The organism is Arthrobacter sp. AIWTK1 (assembly GCF_056680535.1).
Map to the genome: position 1 here is coordinate 461,314 of NZ_CM155287.1, position 13,610 is coordinate 474,923.

14 protein-coding genes are annotated in these 13,610 nt (G+C 68.3%); all 14 read left to right on the plus strand.

Annotated features, from left to right (window positions below):
- The first annotated feature begins 4 nt into the window (after window positions 1-4).
- Window positions 5-1,030, plus strand: a complete 1,026-nt coding sequence (locus AC1MDG_RS02225) for an ABC transporter permease (RefSeq protein WP_479807247.1) — start codon at window positions 5-7, stop codon at window positions 1,028-1,030.
- Entirely contained in the window at window positions 1,027-1,962 is a 936-nt protein-coding gene (locus tag AC1MDG_RS02230; protein ID WP_479807248.1) for an ABC transporter ATP-binding protein, read from the plus strand. The genes AC1MDG_RS02225 and AC1MDG_RS02230 overlap by 4 nt, the downstream gene beginning before the upstream one ends.
- Window positions 1,959-3,095: an ATP-binding cassette domain-containing protein gene (locus tag AC1MDG_RS02235; RefSeq protein WP_479807249.1), complete on the plus strand. Its 1,137-nt coding sequence runs from the start codon at window positions 1,959-1,961 to the stop codon at window positions 3,093-3,095. Before AC1MDG_RS02230 ends, AC1MDG_RS02235 begins: the two co-directional genes overlap by 4 nt.
- Window positions 3,092-4,684, plus strand: coding sequence for a glycoside hydrolase family 32 protein (locus AC1MDG_RS02240; RefSeq protein WP_479807251.1), 1,593 nt, complete (start codon window positions 3,092-3,094; stop codon window positions 4,682-4,684). The genes AC1MDG_RS02235 and AC1MDG_RS02240 overlap by 4 nt, the downstream gene beginning before the upstream one ends.
- 31 nt (window positions 4,685-4,715) lie before the next feature.
- On the plus strand, window positions 4,716-5,393 hold the full coding sequence (locus AC1MDG_RS02245; protein ID WP_479807252.1) for a hypothetical protein: 678 nt from the start codon (window positions 4,716-4,718) through the stop codon (window positions 5,391-5,393).
- 121 nt (window positions 5,394-5,514) lie between these two features.
- Window positions 5,515-6,123 carry a hypothetical protein gene (locus AC1MDG_RS02250; RefSeq protein ID WP_479807254.1) on the plus strand — a complete coding sequence of 203 codons (609 nt, stop codon included), beginning with the start codon at window positions 5,515-5,517 and terminating at the stop codon, window positions 6,121-6,123.
- A gap of 311 nt (window positions 6,124-6,434) precedes the next feature.
- Window positions 6,435-8,501 carry a glycoside hydrolase family 32 protein gene (locus tag AC1MDG_RS02255; RefSeq protein ID WP_479809003.1) on the plus strand — a complete coding sequence of 689 codons (2,067 nt, stop codon included), beginning with the start codon at window positions 6,435-6,437 and terminating at the stop codon, window positions 8,499-8,501.
- Between the two features lie 399 nt (window positions 8,502-8,900).
- Window positions 8,901-10,496, plus strand: coding sequence for a glycoside hydrolase family 68 protein (locus tag AC1MDG_RS02260; protein WP_479807255.1), 1,596 nt, complete (start codon window positions 8,901-8,903; stop codon window positions 10,494-10,496).
- A gap of 255 nt (window positions 10,497-10,751) precedes the next feature.
- A complete protein-coding gene (locus AC1MDG_RS02265; protein ID WP_479807257.1) occupies window positions 10,752-11,201 on the plus strand; it encodes a hypothetical protein in 450 nt (149 codons plus the stop codon).
- A gap of 88 nt (window positions 11,202-11,289) precedes the next feature.
- Entirely contained in the window at window positions 11,290-11,751 is a 462-nt protein-coding gene (locus AC1MDG_RS02270; RefSeq protein ID WP_479807259.1) for an Asp23/Gls24 family envelope stress response protein, read from the plus strand.
- Window positions 11,748-11,939 (plus strand): DUF2273 domain-containing protein, encoded by a 192-nt coding sequence (locus AC1MDG_RS02275; RefSeq protein WP_043477524.1) that lies wholly within the window; start codon window positions 11,748-11,750, stop codon window positions 11,937-11,939. The genes AC1MDG_RS02270 and AC1MDG_RS02275 overlap by 4 nt, the downstream gene beginning before the upstream one ends.
- Window positions 11,936-12,319: a hypothetical protein gene (locus tag AC1MDG_RS02280; RefSeq protein ID WP_043477527.1), complete on the plus strand. Its 384-nt coding sequence runs from the start codon at window positions 11,936-11,938 to the stop codon at window positions 12,317-12,319. Before AC1MDG_RS02275 ends, AC1MDG_RS02280 begins: the two co-directional genes overlap by 4 nt.
- Entirely contained in the window at window positions 12,316-12,999 is a 684-nt protein-coding gene (locus tag AC1MDG_RS02285) for a hypothetical protein (protein ID WP_479807261.1), read from the plus strand. Before AC1MDG_RS02280 ends, AC1MDG_RS02285 begins: the two co-directional genes overlap by 4 nt.
- Window positions 12,996-13,607 carry a hypothetical protein gene (locus AC1MDG_RS02290; protein ID WP_479807263.1) on the plus strand — a complete coding sequence of 204 codons (612 nt, stop codon included), beginning with the start codon at window positions 12,996-12,998 and terminating at the stop codon, window positions 13,605-13,607. The genes AC1MDG_RS02285 and AC1MDG_RS02290 overlap by 4 nt, the downstream gene beginning before the upstream one ends.
- Window positions 13,608-13,610: the final 3 nt, after the last annotated feature.

A 13,610-nucleotide genomic window follows, 5' to 3' on the forward strand; every position in this document is an offset into this window, starting at 1 on the left:
GACCATGACCATTTCCATCGGAACCACCGCCTCCACCGTGGCGGGGGAGACCCTCGCCGACAGTACCCTGCCGGGCACCCTGCCGGGTGACGCTGCCGGAACGCCCGACGGCGGCACGGGACTTCCGCCCGGAGCTTCCGTCCGCAGGCCAAACCGGAGCCTGCTGCACGGGCTGCTGACCAACAAGAAGGCCATGACCGGCGCGGCCATCCTGTTCATTTTCATCGCCCTGGCGCTGCTTGCCCCGGTGCTGTACCCGGACAACCCCTCGAAGATCACCGGCATGGCGTCCCAGGAGCCCGATGCCGAGTTCTGGCTGGGCACCACGGCCAAGGGCCAGGATGTCCTGGCCCTCACTATCCACGGCGCCCGCAGCTCCCTGTTCGTGGGCCTGACGGTGGGCTTCGCCTCCACGTTCATCGGCATCCTGGTGGGCCTGGCCTCGGCCTACTTCGGCAAGTTCATCGACGAAGCACTCTCCCTCACCACCAACATTTTCCTTCTCCTGCCGGGGCTTCCGCTCCTGGTGATCCTGGCCGCGTTCCTGCCGCCGGGACTGGGCACAGTGATCCTGGTCCTGGTGGTGACCGGCTGGGCCGGCTCGGCCCGGGTGCTGCGCTCACAGGCACTCTCGATCCGGTCCAAGGACTTCGTGGCCGCTGCCGTGGTCACCGGCGAGCGGCCGCTGCGGATCATGTTCCGCGAAATTCTGCCCAATATGGCCTCCATCGTGATGGGGACGCTCCTGGCCTGCATCATTTACGGCATCGGTGCGCAGGCAGGCCTCGAGTTCCTGGGCCTGGGCGACGTCAGCACGGTCTCCTGGGGCAACAACCTCTACTGGGCCGGCAACGAAGGCGCCCTCCTCACGGGCAGCTGGTGGGTGTTCGTGCCCTCCGGACTGTGCATCGCGCTGGTGGCGTTCTCGCTGTCGCTGATCAACTACGCGGTGGACGAGGTCACCAACCCGCGCCTCAGGAAGATCCGTAAGACCAAGCCTGCAAAAACCGGAAAGCGAGCATCGGCATGACCGTCTCCCAGACTTCCTTCGGTTCCCGCGAACCGGTGCTGGAAATCACGGACCTCACCGTGAAGTACCGCGGCGACACCCGCTCCACCACCGCCGTCGACCGCGTGTCCTTCAGCATCGGCACCGGAGAAATCTTCGGCCTGGCCGGCGAATCCGGCTGCGGCAAATCCACCATCGCCAACGCCATCATGCGGCTCCTGCGCGACCCGGCGGAGATCGCCGGCGGCAGCATCCGCTTCGGCGGCCAGGACGTCCTGGCCATGGGCCCTGAGCAGCTGCGCCGGTTCCGCTGGCAGGACGTGGCCATGGTGTTCCAGTCCGCCATGAATTCGCTGAATCCGGTGATGACCATCGGCGATCAGATCGTGGACATCTACACCACCCACGCAGGCTACACGCGGAAGGAGTCGCTGCGGCGGGCCGCCGGACTGCTGGAACTCGTCCGGATCGACCCCGCCCGGCTGAAGTCCTACCCGCACCAGCTCTCCGGCGGAATGCGGCAACGTGCGGTGATTGCGATGGCCGTCGCCCTCAAGCCCTCGCTGCTGATCCTGGACGAGCCCACCACCGCGCTGGACGTGGTGGTGCAGCAGGAGATCATGGCCCAGATCAAGGAGCTGCAGCGCGAACTGGGCTTCTCCGTCCTGTTCATCACGCACGACATGTCTCTCATGGTGGAGCTCTCGCACCGGATGGCCGTGATGTACGGCGGCCGGATCGTGGAGACCGCCAGGGCCAAGGACATCCATGCCGCCCCGCTGCACCCCTACACCCAGGCCCTCATGGGTGCGTTCCCCCCGCTCACCGGGCCCAGGATGCCGCTGACCGGCCTGGCCGACGGCGTGAAGTTCAGCAACATCGCCGACCTTGAGGAAGCCTCACCCGGCCACTTCGTTTCGCCCCTTCCAGCCCTCCAAGGAGCACAGCCATGAGCACCCCGGTATCAGCCCGGCCGGCAACGGCGGCACTTAAGACGCAGGACCGGACCATTGACGCGGCCCCGGCACTCGAAGTGAGGGGCCTGGTAAAGGACTTCCACAGTGGAGGGCTCTTCTCCCGGGCCGCGGTGCGCGCCCTCGGCGGCGTAGACCTCGCCATCAGGAAAGGCGAGATCGTGGCCCTGGTGGGGGAGTCCGGGTCCGGCAAGAGCACACTGGCCCGCTGCATCGCGCGGCTGGAGAAGCCCACGGCTGGCCGGATCCTGCTTAATGGCACGGATGTGCTAAAACGCGACCGCTTCCAGGCATCCAGGGAATACCGGTCGCAGCTGCAGATGGTCTTCCAGGACCCCTTCGGCTCGCTCAACCCGGTCCACCGGATCGAACATTTCCTGACCCGCTCGCTGACCCTGCACGGCAAAGCCGGCACACCGGCCCAGCTGCGCACACGCCTGGATGAACTGATGACCACCGTGGGCCTCACCCCGGACATGCTCAACTCCTACCCGCACGAACTTTCCGGCGGCCAGCGGCAGCGCGTGGCCATCGCCAGGGCGCTCGCGGTGGAACCCGAGGTGATCCTCGCGGACGAACCCACCTCCATGCTGGACGTGTCCGTGCGGATCGGCATCCTGAACCTGATGCGGCAACTGCGGGATGAGCAGGGCATTTCGATGCTTTACATCACCCACGACCTCGCCTCCGCACGCTACCTGGCGGACCGGATCGCCGTGATGTTCGCCGGGGAGCTGGTGGAGGAGGGCGAATCGCTGGACCTGCTGGCCAACCCCGCCCACCCGTACACCCGGCTGCTGGTCTCGGCGGTGCCGGATCCGGCCCGCACCGGATCCTACGATCCCCACGAACGGGCGGCGCTGCGCGCTGCGGTGATGGAGTCGGCGTCGTGCGCGTTCGACGGCGACCCGGAGCAGCGCTGTTCCGCTGACGAACCCGTCCGGCACCGGGTGGGTGATCCCGCGAATGAACACTGGGTGCGCTGCCACCTTTACCGGCCCCCGGCCACGGCGGCAAGCCACGCCCTCTCCGCCGAGCCCCTCGAATCCGCCGAGCGCCCGGACACGCCGCCAACGGACGAATCCCGCACAGAAAACAAGGCTTCCTCATGACCGAACTGACCCATCCCCTGGCCACCGTTCCGCAGGACGAACTCGTGGCACGTGCCGAGGCGGACCCGCTCAGGCCGCGCTTCCACTTTGTCTCGCCCGCCGGCTGGCTCAACGACCCCAACGGCGTGGGCCAGTGGAACGGGACCTACCACCTCTTTTACCAGTACAACCCGGAGGGCGCCTTCCACCACCGCATCCTGTGGGGGCATGCCACCAGCCCGGACCTGGTCAACTGGACGGACCAGCCCGTCGCACTGGAGCCCTCCGGCGGTCCGGATGCGGACGGCTGCTGGTCCGGTGTGCTGGTGAACGACGGCGGGACGCCCACCCTGGTGTACTCCGGCCGGAACGGCGAGCGGGAACTGCCCTGTGTGGCGGTGGGCTCGCCGGACCTCCTGAGCTGGACCAAAGCGCCGGAAAACCCCGTGATTCCTGCACCGCCGGCCGGTGTGGACATCACCGCCTACCGCGATCACTGCGTCTGGAGGGAAGGCTCACGCTGGCGGCAGCTGGTAGGATCCGGAATCCGCGGGCGCGGCGGCACCGCGTTCCTCTACGAATCCGCGGACCTCCGCCGCTGGGACTACATCGGCCCGCTGTTCATCGGCGATGCGTCGTCCGGTGACCCGTCGGGCACGGACTGGCAGGGCACCATGTGGGAGTGCGTGGACCTGTTCCGCGCCGGGTCCGGGGCCCTGGGTGACCAGGAACCGGACGGCGACGGCGGTCCGGACGCCGACGTGCTCGTCTTTTCGGCCTGGCACGACGGCGATACCCGCCACCCGCTGTACTGGACCGGCCGCTACTCCGGGGATTCCTACACGCCCCGGGAACTCCACCGGCTGGACTACGGCGGCCGCTACTTCTACGCCCCGCAGTCTTTCGCGGACGAGTCCGGGCGCCGGGTCATGTTCGGCTGGCTGCAGGAGGGCCGCACGGAGGCCGCCACGGTGGAAGCCGGCTGGTCCGGCGTGATGAGCCTGCCGCGGGTGGCCACCCCGGGTTCAGAGGGGGAACTGGCCTTCGCTCCGGTGCCGGAGGTGGAGCTGCTGCGGCGCGGCCATGTCCGGACCGGTCCCTGCACGGTGGGCGGCAGCGAGGTCCTGGCCGGAGTGTCCGGAAAACAGCTGGACCTGGAGCTGGACCTGGAACTGGAGCCCGGGAGCGTCTTCCGGCTGGGTGTGCTGGGCTCGGGTGCAGAGAACCCGGACGGAATCCCGGGCCCTGACGGTGTGCCCGCCGGGGCGGAGGAAACGGTCATCGAGGTGGGCTGCGACGTGGGCAGCGGCGGCTTTACACAGTCCTATGTGCTCCTGGACCGCACGCGCAGCAGCCTGGACCAGACGGTGGATGCGGAGGAAAAGTCCGGGCCGGTGCAGCTGCCCGGCGGCAGGCTGCACCTCCGCGTGCTGGTGGACCGCTCGGCGCTGGAGATCTTCGCCAACGGCAAACCGCTTACAGCCCGGGCGTATCCGACGCTCGGCGGGGAAACCGTTCGACTGTCCGCCACCGGCACAGTCCGGCTGCTGCAGCTGGACGCCTGGCGGATGGAAGAAGTGTTCAGCGCCCCGCGCCCGCTGTTCCCCTAGAGCACCACACGGTCGATCAAAGACGATCTGAATGTCCAAAAGGTTAGTTGCAGGTTTTACCGCGGCCGCACTCGGCCTGGGCGCCGTGGGGTCCGGTTCGGTGCTTGTCCAGGCCATGCTGGCTCCGTCCGCCCAGGCCGTCCCGGGCGGCTCTTCCCCGGCAGGACCCGTCACGCTGGGGAGCAGCACCAGCCCCATGCCGGACGTGGTGGCCGTGAGCGGACACTGGACCCGGCAGCCCGACGGCGGCCAGGCCGCCGTCGCGGAGCCGGACCACAACGCCGCGGCCATCAGCGAACAGCTGATCAGCGGCACCGCCCGGTACACGGCCGGAGTCTCAGTCGACCCCGGCAGCCCGTACGCCGTGGGCGCCCTGGTGTTCCGCAGCGCGGCCGATGCCAGCAGCGGCTATGCGGCCACCATCGATCCCAACCTGGACAGGGTCCGGCTGTTCGACCTGGCCACGGGCCAGGATGTGGCACCTCCCGCCGCGGTGGCGCTGGATACCGGCCGGAGCTACGCCGTGGACGTCCATGTGGACGGAGCCCGGATCTACGTGGCGGTGGACGAAGTGCCGCGGATCGATGCCTCCAACCAGCGCTACCAGGGCGGCCATGTGGGCCTCCACGCCTACAACGGGTCCGTGAACTTCAGCGAGCCGCGGGTGCGCAGCGTTGACGCCAACGTGAGCGGCTGGCTGGCTGGCTGACGGGCAGGGCTGGACGGCCACTGCTACCGGATTCCGGGGGACTGCCCCGGGCGGCGCCAACCTCAGGGCTGTTGCCACGGACCAGGCGCCGCAGGTCACGGATTTCAGGGCCGACGTCCAAGTGACGTCCGCGTATGCCGTGGGCGCCGTCCTGTTCCGCGCCAACTCTTCGGGAACGGCAGGCTACGCGGCGGAGGTGGACGCCAATGCCGGCCGGCTGCGGCTGTACAGGATCGAGGACAACGCCACCCTGGGCATCTTCGCGACGGACATCACCGTCAACGCGGTGTACCGGCTGCGGGTGACGGCCGACGGCGGGCAGCTCGCCGTGCACTGGCAGACGGACCTGATGGACCCGAACGGCTACGCCCCGGCCATCACGGCAACGGACACCACGCACGGCTCCGGCCATGTGGGGCTGCTGGCCTTCAACGGCAGCGCCGTCTTCCAAGGCATGGCCCTCAAAGGCCTGGACACCTCCCTGCAGGGCTGGCCCACCGCCGCAGGCAGTGGGAACCGGACGCCCGCGGCCTTCGCTGCGCAACCGACGGCCTGGCCGCCGGCACGGACGCCGCACGCTTCGTTCCGGCGGTGGCGTCCGACGTCGTCGCGTCCCTGGACCTGGACGTCGCCGCCCCGGCCACGGCCGCCGTCGTGGTCCGGAGCGCGCCCGACGGCACCGGCGGCACCGAACTCAGGGTGGACCCCGGCGCCGGGTCGGTGGTCCTGAAGGACCGCGCCACGGGGAGCGTCCTTGCCGGCGGAGTGGTCCCGCCCGACAGCTTTGCCGCCGGCCAGCTCAACCGCATCCAGCTCACCGTCCGCGGCAGGCAGGCCGCGGCGCTGATCAACGGCGTCCAGGCCGTCGCCGGGCCGCCGGGCCGGCGGGGCCGGCTGCAGGCAGCGGCTTCGGCCTGCGGCGGGGGCGCCTACTTCCAGAACGTCCGCGCGGACGACGCCGCCGGCTACACGAACGGCCTCTACCAGCCCGGGTACCACTACAGCCAGAATTCCGGGAACAGTTCGGACCCCAACGGCTTGGTGTATTTCGACGGCGAATATCACCTGTTCCACCAGGACCGCGGCCGCTGGGCCCACGCAGTCAGCACCGACCTGCTGCACTGGAAGCAACTGCCCATTGCCCTGCCGCACCTTGCCGCGGGCGAGTCCTGGTCCGGCTCCGCGGTGGTGGACGCCAACGATTCCAGCGGACTGTTCGCCGGCGGGCAGGGGCTCGTCGCGTTCTATGCGAGCTTCAACCACGACGCCCCCAACGGGAACCAGTCCGTACACGCCGCGTACAGCAAGGACCGCGGCCGCACGTGGTCAACCGTGCAGGGTCCGCCTGTGGTGGAAAATCCGGGCGGCTCGGATGGCGGCTGGGATTTCCGGGACCCCAAGGTCACCTGGGACGCCGCCACCGGCACATGGACCATGGTGGTGGCCGCCGGGGACCACCTGCGCTTCCACACGTCCACGGACCTGGTCCACTGGACGTTCACGAGCTCGTTCGGCTACGGCGACTGGGTCCGCGGCGGAGTCTGGGAATGTCCGGACTTCTTCGAGCTGCCGGTGGAAGGGCAGCCCGGCGCCAAACGCTGGGTGCTCTGGTGGAGCACCGGTGCCGTCAGGCCCACCAATGGCTCCTCGGCGCAATACGTCACCGGAACATGGAACGGGACGTCCTTCACTGCGGACACGGACGCGGAGCAGGTGCTGCAGGCCGATTCCGGCCGCGACTACTACGCTGCCATGAGCTTCTTCGGCGTACCGGACGGGCGGCGGATCATGCTGGGCTGGATGAGCAACTGGGACTATGCCGTCAGCCCGCCCACCGGCCGCTGGAACGGGCAGTTGAGCGTCCCGCGGCAGCTCAGTCTCAAGGACATTCCGGGGGCCGGGCTCCGGCTGGTGCAGGAACCCGTAACCGAACTGGGCGGGCTGCGCACGTCCACGTGGCAGGCGTCCGACGTCACGGTCACGCCCACGTCAGCCAACCCGCTGGCTGCTGCCTCCGGCCGGTCGTTCGAGCTGGCGGCCGAGGTGGCCCTCCCGTCCTCCGGCGGCGCCTCGGGCTTCACGTTCGGGCTCCGGAAAGGCGCGGCGGACAGCGCCGCCGCCGGCACCGCCCAGGAAACCCTGATCCGCTATGCCGCCGGCACGGGAACAGACGCAGCGACGGGCACCGCAGCCGGCACCATGACGGTGGACCGCGGACAATCCGGCCGGGAAGATTTCACCCGGTATTTCGCGGGCGCAGCGGCGGACAACTCCAGCACGGCGTGGAGTTCCGAGACAGTGGCAGCGGCCGGAGGCGGGACCGAGCGGCGGGTGAAGCTGCGTGCGCTGGTGGATTCCTCCTCGGTGGAACTCTTCGGCGGGGACGGCACGGCCGCCATCACCTCCCTTGTCTTCCCGGATCCGTCCTCCACAGGGTTGTCCTTCAGCACCACGGGCGGGACCGCGCGGCTGGTGTCCGCCCAAGTACACGAGCTGGCGGACACGTCCCGCCTCACCACGGCGCCGCCGTCGACCGTCCTGCCCGCGCCGGGCGGTACCGCCCGGCACAACCTGGGTTCCTATGCCGTGGTTCCAGGCGGCCGCTGGGAAAGCACGGGAGCGGGGCTGGCCGGGACGTTCGACAAGGACTCCACCGCCCTAAGCGCCGCCACCTTCTCGAATGTCCGGGTGGCTGCGACCGTGCGCTTCGGCGGCGAGCCCTACGCGGGCGCCATGCTCAGGAGCGACCAGGTGCCGGGGCGGGGTTACGGCGGCGCCGGTTCGGTGCTGCTGCGGGCCTCGGCCGACGGCGCTACGGCGTACTACGTCAACCTGGACCCGAACCTGCGGCTGGCGCGGATCTTCAAGCTGCAGGACGGCGTCTTCGATCCCGCCGCGAGCGTTCTGGCCAGTGTTCCTGTGCTGCTCAGCCACGGCGTCAGTTACAGCCTGGAGGCCGCGGCGGCGGGGGAGCGGCTGACGGTGACGCTCGACGGTGTCGAAATCCTCGCCGTCGATGATGCCTCGCTGTCCTCCGGCAGGGCGGGACTGAACGTGTTCGACGGCCGGGCAGCGTATCAGGATGTGCTGGTGACAGGCTCGGGGTGAGCCCCTTCCAATCCGTCGCGGAAGGTGAATTTCGGGTGGCTGCAGGGTGACATTTCACACTAAGTCTGATTTTATAATGCAACATTTGACTCACCGAATCTGATGTGTCACGCGCGCGCAATGGGCAATGTAAGCGCTTGCACTTTTGGAGCGAAACTCGGTTTTTGGGGCCTTGAAACACGGTTTGATAAGCATGCTTCAGCGTGCCAGCGTAGAGAGCGGCGCAGGAAAGGAGTCCTTTCCGAATCGCCTCCCGGGGCCCTACCCAAGCCCCGTCCCCCTCGACACAAAGGCGTCCTCGATGACGCCTGCCGTGTCATCGGGAAAGCCGGAGTATCGGGGAATGAGGGCACATGCCCGTCTTCCACGAATGGTCTCAACTCCGCGAGAAGAGCAAAAATGCACAAGCACCCCAATACACACCGGATGCTGCGGTGGCGCCCCGCCGCCGCAGCACTGGCAGCGGCCGTGGCGGCCTCCGCCTTCCTTGCCGTTCCGTCGGCCCAGGCCAACGAACCCTCGGACCCGCCGGCCACCCAGCAGATGCCGGCGCCCACCCCCGGCTTCCCGCTGCCCACCGATCACAGCCAGGCGGCCTACGATCCGGCGGCGGACTTCACCTCCAAATGGACCCGCGCCGACGCCAAGCAGATCATGGCGCAGAGCGACTCCACAGTGGCTCCCGGCCAGAACTCGATGAGCCCGGATGTCACCATGCCGGAAATCCCCGAGGATTTCCCCGCGATGAACGACGACGTCTGGGTCTGGGACACCTGGTCCCTGACGGACGAGAACGCCAACCAGATCAGCTACAAGGGCTGGGACGTCATCTTCTCCCTCGTTGCCGACCGCCACGCAGGCTACGGCTTCGACCAGCGCCACTGGAACGCCCGGATTGGTTACTTCTTCCGCAAGACCAACGCCGATCCGGCCAAGGACAAGTGGAACTACGGTGGCCACGTCTTCGCTGACGGCGCCTCCATCGGCAACACCGAATGGTCCGGCTCCACCCGCCTGATGCAGGGTGACCAGGTGAACGTGTTCTACACGGCCACCACGTTCTACGACGTCGCCGAGCGCAACGCAGGCGGCGGCGGCATTGCCCCGGACGCGGCCATCGCCAAGGCGCTGGGCAAGATCCATGCCGACAAGAACGGCGTGACCTTCGACGGCTTCAAGCACACCAAGCTGCTTGAGCCGGACGGCAAGATGTACCAGAACAAGGCCCAGAACCCCGGCTTCGCCTTCCGCGACCCGTACACGTTCGCTGACCCGGCCCACCCGGGCAAGACCTTCATGGTCTTCGAAGGCAACACCGGCGGAACCCGCGGCGAATACGAGTGCAAGCCCGAGGACCTCGGTTACAAGGCCGGCGACCCGAACGCGGAAAGCGTCAACGAGGTCAACAGCAGCGGCGCCTATTACCAGACCGCCAACGTGGGGCTGGCAGTGGCGGACAACAAGGACCTGACTAAGTGGTCCTTCCTGCCGCCGATCCTTTCGGCCAACTGCGTCAACGACCAGACCGAGCGTCCGCAGATCTTCATCCAGAATGAAGGCGGCAAGAACAAGTACTACCTGTTCACCATCAGCCACCAGTTCACCTACGCGGCCGGCATGCGCGGTCCCGACGGCGTCTACGGTTTCGTGGGCAACGGTGTCCGTTCGGACTACCAGCCGATGAACAACAGCGGCCTGGCCCTGGGCTCGCCCACGGACCTGAACCTTCCGTCCGAGTCCCCGGAGGCACCCACCCCGAACCAGAACGGCCGGCAGTTCCAGGCCTACTCGCACTACGTGCAGCCGGGCGGCCTGGTGCAGTCCTTCATCGACAACGTGAACGGCGTCCGCGGCGGCTCCCTGTCGCCCACCGTGAAGATCAACTTCCGTGACGGCGTGTCCCAGGTTGACCGCACCTTCGGCAAGAACGGCCTGGGTCCCTTCGGCTACCTGCCCACCAACGTCAAGGTCGGCGGCGAAGGCCTCTACAAGTAAACCCGCAGCGGGGTGGTAATCACCCGCAGTCAACCGCAGGGGCGTCCGGAAACCATCCGGGCGCCCCTGCGGTTTTCATACCTATATATACGGACACATCACCGAAGCCCGCTTGCCTTCAGGGGAGGGCGCCGCGCCCGCCGCTTGGGATCCCGGCAGGCATCCGGGCTAGACTCGCACGCCGGGGACAGAACGCCATTGCCGCTCGAAGCCCCCAGGGAACGGGCGGCGCAATCTCGACCAGAAAAGTGACTCTTGAACAACCTTTCACGCCCTCTGACCGCAGCAGCCCTCTTCGCCGCGCTGGCACTCACTGCCTGCTCCGCGCCGGAAGCGGGCAGCGCGCCGTCGTCGTCCGCTCCGGGAACCGCCGCGGCAACCGCGACGCCGAGCCCCAGCAAGAGCTCCGGCCCGTTTGGGGACTTTCCGTCCGCGGCGGAGGCATGCACCACCATTTCCCAGCAGGCCACGGGTGCCTCATTGTTTCCACTGTCTGCCGCGCAGGGCAAAACGGCGGAACTGGAACAGCTCAAGGCGGAGCTCAGTGAAACCGCTGAACGTGTACCGGACGAGCTCAAAGCCGACTTCGCCAATCTCAACGCGGTGGCCGTCGCCGGGCTGAGCGACCAGAGCGTGTACTCCAGCGGAAAGTTCGACGCCGCCATGACCCCGGTAACGGCCTGGCTCGCCGCCAACTGCAAATAGCCGATTTCGGCTTGGCGATTTTCACTGGCGTCCGGCCGCTTGTCGCGGCCAAGGGATAGGGTGGTGTTCAAGAGAAGGGGAGTGCCTGATGGAATACCAGAATTCACATCCCGCGCCGGGGGCCCACGCTGATCCAGCCGTTGCCCTGCCAGCCGGCACCGGACGCACCGTCATTTCAGAAACGGCAGTTGCCAAGGTCGCAGGCATCGCCGCCCGTGCCGTTCCGGGGGTATATTCGCTCGGCACCGGCCCGTCCCGTGCCCTCGGGGCCATCCGGGACGCCGTCGGCAGCTCGGACCACGCCGCCGGCGTCCACGCGGAGGTCGGCGAGACGCAGGTGGCGGTGGACATCAACCTCGTGGCCCTCTACGGGACGCCGCTGCATTCGCTGGCGGACCAGGTCCGTGCCGCCGTCTATGCCGCCGTGGAGGAGCTCGTTGGCCTGCAGGTCATCGAGGTCAACGTGGAGATCAATGACGTCTACGTGGCAGGGCCGGCAAAGCCAGGCGTGCCGGTGGATGCCCGGACTGAAAGGGAGGCCATCCAGTGAACCTGACAGTGGTGGGAATAGCAGTGGGGGCCTTCGTGGCCTTTATGTCTTTCCAGTTCGGCGTCTGGGGCTTCCTGGTCTCGCTGCTGTTCATGGGGATCGGCGCCTTCCTAGGCCGTGCCGCGGAAGGGAAACTTGACCTGCGCAGCGTGTTCGATGCCATCACAGGCCGGCGCTCATCGTCATGAGCAGCCCGGCCGGAACCGTGGCCGGTGGCTCCGTGATGGCCGGGCACAACCGCATCAGCACCCAGGCGCTCACCAGCCTTGCACGGGCCGCCGCCGCTGAAGCGCTGGGTGTCCCGGCGCACGACGTCAGGGCTGACTGGTCCGACGACGACGGCCTGCTGGCGTTGTCGCTCGTCCTGCCCATCAGGATCCCCCCGCTCACCGCGGTCCTGCGTGACCCCGGCCGCGTTGCCGGCTTTGGCGGGTCTATCCGGGAGCGCGCCGTCGCGGCCAGGTCCGTGATCCTGCACCGCGTGGCGGAACTTAGCGGGGCGCAGCTGAGCCGGGTGGACATCCGGATCAGCGGCGCCGCCATCAGCGAAGGGGGAAGGGTCCAGTGAATAACGCCACCGACGTCCGCTCCAAGGGCAGCCACGCAGCGGGAAACGGTGCCTCCGGCAAGAGTTCCGGCGGCGCCTCCGGGCCGGAACTCTTGCCGGATTCCCGGGGTGCCGGGATGCGCCGGATCCTGGACCGTGAAACGCGTTCCTCGCGGGCCGGAGTCTCCGGGATCGCCGCGGTCCTGGTGATCCTTTTGTGCGGCTACGGGCTCCTCGAGGCTGCGGTGCGCGCCGTCGGGCAGCCGCCGTGGCTCATCGATCCGCAGACTGCCGCGGAACGGATCATCGCGCTCCCGCAGGGGATGCCGCCGCTGCTGCTCGCCGTCATCGGAGCCGTGACGGCCATGGCGGGGCTGTTCTTCCTGCTCAATGCCGTCCTGCCCGGACGCCGTGCGCGGCATTTGCTCCCTGCCCCGCGCGCCGGAGTGGTGGTTGACGACGAAGTGATTGCCTCCGCGCTGGCCCGGCGTGCCCGGCTGGCCGCGAACGTTACGCAGGAACAGGTGATGGTGGTGGTCTCCCAACGCCAGGTGACCGTCAACGTGCGGCCCACCTCGGGAGTGCCCGTCAGCGAGGACGCCGTCCTGGCCGCCGTGCTTGAAGAACTGCGGGAAATGGCTCCGGAACCGATGCCCGAAGTGCGCGTCAACGTGGCCGCGTCAGGGGTGATCGGGGCATGAACAACACCCCCCGGACCCTGAACCGGATCCTGATCGGAATCCTGGGTGTGAAGCTGCTGGTCATCGGGCTGCTGCTGGTGCTGCTGGCCACCGTTCCGGCAGTGGCCTCCTGGTGGCAGCAGTGGTCCGCCGGCGTGTGGAGCGGCATCAGCCAGCTCCTCCAGCGAACAGGCATCCCCGGCCGCGAGGAAAGCTGGGTGTGGGCCGTGATCGCGCTGCTGCTGGCAGTGGTGATTGGCTTGATGGTGGCCTGGGTGGCCCAGCAGGGCAAGGGCCGCGCCAACCTGATCGTTGCCGAGGACGACGCCGAGGATTTCCCCGGCAACGTGAGGATCGGCGGCGGTGTTGCCGAGCAGGCCCTGCGCGCGGCGTTGGCCGAGCGGCAGGACCTGGCCGGCGCCACGGTGGCCACGTACGAGATCCGCGGCGAGCCGGCGTTGAAGATCCGGTTGCAGCCCCGTCAGGGCGTGGCACCGCACCTGCTTGCGGCTGATGTTTCGGCGCTCGTGGAAGCGCTCGACGCCGTCGTGGGCAAGCGCATCCCTGTGCTCATCCACATCGGCGCCGGTGCCCGTTCACGTTTCGGCCGGGCGGAACGCGTCCGCTAGCCC

Excerpts from the sequence above, each read along its gene's own strand:
- AC1MDG_RS02245 (WP_479807252.1), top strand. The coding sequence starts at position 4,716 with ATGTCCAAAAGGTTAGTTGCAGGTTTTACCGCGGCCGCACTCGGCCTG.
- AC1MDG_RS02235 (WP_479807249.1), top strand. The coding sequence starts at position 1,959 with ATGAGCACCCCGGTATCAGCCCGGCCGGCAACGGCGGCACTTAAGACG.
- AC1MDG_RS02290 (WP_479807263.1), top strand. The coding sequence starts at position 12,996 with ATGAACAACACCCCCCGGACCCTGAACCGGATCCTGATCGGAATCCTG.
- AC1MDG_RS02260 (WP_479807255.1), top strand. The coding sequence starts at position 8,901 with ATGCACAAGCACCCCAATACACACCGGATGCTGCGGTGGCGCCCCGCC.
- AC1MDG_RS02240 (WP_479807251.1), top strand. The coding sequence starts at position 3,092 with ATGACCGAACTGACCCATCCCCTGGCCACCGTTCCGCAGGACGAACTC.
- AC1MDG_RS02280 (WP_043477527.1), top strand. The coding sequence starts at position 11,936 with ATGAGCAGCCCGGCCGGAACCGTGGCCGGTGGCTCCGTGATGGCCGGG.
- AC1MDG_RS02225 (WP_479807247.1), top strand. The coding sequence starts at position 5 with ATGACCATTTCCATCGGAACCACCGCCTCCACCGTGGCGGGGGAGACC.
- AC1MDG_RS02270 (WP_479807259.1), top strand. The coding sequence starts at position 11,290 with ATGGAATACCAGAATTCACATCCCGCGCCGGGGGCCCACGCTGATCCA.
- AC1MDG_RS02230 (WP_479807248.1), top strand. The coding sequence starts at position 1,027 with ATGACCGTCTCCCAGACTTCCTTCGGTTCCCGCGAACCGGTGCTGGAA.